Annotated in this window: 2 protein-coding genes and 1 pseudogene; 2 read left to right on the plus strand and 1 reads right to left on the minus strand. The window is 76.7% G+C overall.

Annotated features, from left to right (window positions below; all coding sequences use genetic code 11):
• Window positions 1-594 (minus strand): annotated as a pseudogene (locus AB0J52_RS38000) (hypothetical protein); the annotation flags it as partial.
• Here AB0J52_RS38000 and AB0J52_RS38005 point away from each other — a divergent pair.
• Entirely contained in the window at window positions 593-1591 is a 999-nt protein-coding gene (locus AB0J52_RS38005; RefSeq protein ID WP_500187843.1) for a hypothetical protein, read from the plus strand. The pseudogene AB0J52_RS38000 and the gene AB0J52_RS38005 sit on opposite strands and share 2 nt — an antisense overlap.
• Before the next feature lie 6 nt (window positions 1592-1597).
• On the plus strand, window positions 1598-2008 hold a 411-nt coding region (locus AB0J52_RS38010; protein ID WP_500187845.1), incomplete at its 3' end, for a hypothetical protein.

Genomic DNA, 2008 nt, shown 5'->3' on the forward strand with positions numbered 1-2008 from the left:
CTCGTGCTCCTCCGGATTGGCCGGGTCGCGCTCGGGCCGCGGGCCCGCCTCGTGCTCCTGCGGGTCACGGGAGGCCGGCTCGTGCTCCTGCGGGTCGCGGGTCGGCTCGTGTTCCTGCTGGTCCCGGTTGGACGGTTCATGTTCCCGGGGGTCTCGCGTCGACGGCTCGCGTTCCGGCGAGCCGGACGGGTCGTGCTCGCGGGACGTGGGCTCGTGCTCCGGCGGATTCGCGGGATCGCGCTCCGGGGCGGGGCCCGACTCGTGTTCCTGCGGTTCCCGCGAAGCGGGCTCATGTTCCTGCGGAGGGGCGGAGTCGTGCTCGCCGCTCGACGCCGGGTCGCGCTCCTGCGGCGGGGCGGCGTCGTGCTCCTGTGGGGTCGCCGGGTCATGCTCCTGCGGAGCGGCGGGCTCGTGCTCCTGGGGCGTGGACGGGTCGTGCTCGCCGGTGGGAGAGGACTCGGGGGTCTCGTTCTCCTGCGGCGCGCGGTCCTGCGGCCCCTGCTCCTGCGGGCCCTGCTCCGGGGAGGGGTTGTGCTCCTCGGGGACGTGCTCGACCGGGGGCTGGTCGCTGTGGATGATGCCCTGGTCGTCCATGCGCGGACCGGACGTGGGCTGCTCGCCGTCCGCGGTCGGAGAGGTCGGACGCTCACCGTCGCGCGTGCCGCGGTTCTCGGGACGGCCGCTCGGCTCGTTGCCGGAGCCGGAGCCGGAGGCGGGACCGGAGCCGTTCGGGCGGGCGGAGCCGTCGCCGGACGCGCCCGCACCCCGCCCGTTCGACGAGGACGAGGACGAGGACGAGGACGAACCGTTGCCGCTCGGAGCGGCCCCGTCGCCGCCCGGCATGAACACCGGCAGCGGCGTGATGACCGGCCCGTTCGCGTTCTGCGGGTCGGTGCCCGTGTGGTCGCCCTCGCCGTCCGCGCCGCGGTTGCGGGTGCCGTCCGGCGAGGAGGACGTCGGGGACGGGGAGGCCAGGTTCGGGCCGCGCGAGCCGGGGCCGCCGCCTGCCGGGCCGCCGGCTCCCGTGGGCGACGGCGAACCGCCGGACGGCGACGAGGACGGCCCGGACCCCGAGGGGCCGGAAGAGGAAGGCCCGGAGGACACGGGACCGGCGCCCGAGCCGGAAGGCCCGGACGATGTCGGTCCGGCCGAGGACGGTCCCGAGGGGACGGGCCCGCCCGAGCTCGGCCCGGCGGACATCGGCCCGGACGACGACGGACCGCCGCCCGACGGACCGCCCGAGGGGCCGCCGCCCATGGGGCCGCTGCTCGACGGTCCGCTGCTCGACGGCGAGGTGGACGGCCCGGGACCGCCGTCGTTCGGCATGCCGGACGGGGACGGCCCGGGCGCCGAGGACGACGGCTGCGCCGAGTGGCTCGGCGACGGACCGGAGTCGCCGCTCGGGAAGGACGCCAGGTTGGTGTGCGGGCTGTTGTTCCCGCCGCCGTTCAGCATCGACTCGATGCGGTTCCCGCCGCCCGAGTTGTTCCCGCCGCCCGAGTCGCCGCCGCCGTGCGACGGGGACGGCGAGTTGTCGCCGCCGCCGTTGTGCGACGGTCCGGGAGACGACGGCTGGTTGCTCGGCCCGTAGTCCCGCGTGGACGGGGACGGTGAGTTGTCGCCGCCGTTCGCGTGCGTGGTGGTCGGCCCCGAGGAAGGCGAGGACGACGGCTCGTGCGACGGGGACGACGAGGGGGACGGGGACGGCCCGTCGCCCGCGCCCGAGACGCTCGGCTCGCGCGAGCCGTTCGTGCCCGGTCCTCCGGACGGCCCGGGGTCGCTCGTGCTCGGGCTCGGCGTGTTGGTGGTGGTCGGGTCGGACGTCGGGGTCGTCGTCGGCTCGGTGGACGGGTCCGTGGACGGAGTGTTGGTCGAGTCGGGCGGGTGGAGCCCCTGGTTGTACTCGTTGAGGCCGCCCTTGGCTCCGCCGACCGCGCCGCCGAAGCCGCCCGAGGTGCCGCCCTTCGCGGCGGCCTCCAGGTCGATGTCGCGGCCGTGCGCGACGTCG

The sequence above is a fragment of the Spirillospora sp. NPDC049652 genome, assembly GCF_040675125.1.
Classification (GTDB): Bacteria; Actinomycetota; Actinomycetes; order Streptosporangiales; family Streptosporangiaceae; genus Spirillospora.

What these genes read in the sequence shown, in the direction of transcription:
- AB0J52_RS38005 (WP_500187843.1), top strand. Translation starts at nt 593, where the DNA reads ATGCGCGGACCGGACGTGGGCTGCTCGCCGTCCGCGGTCGGAGAGGTC.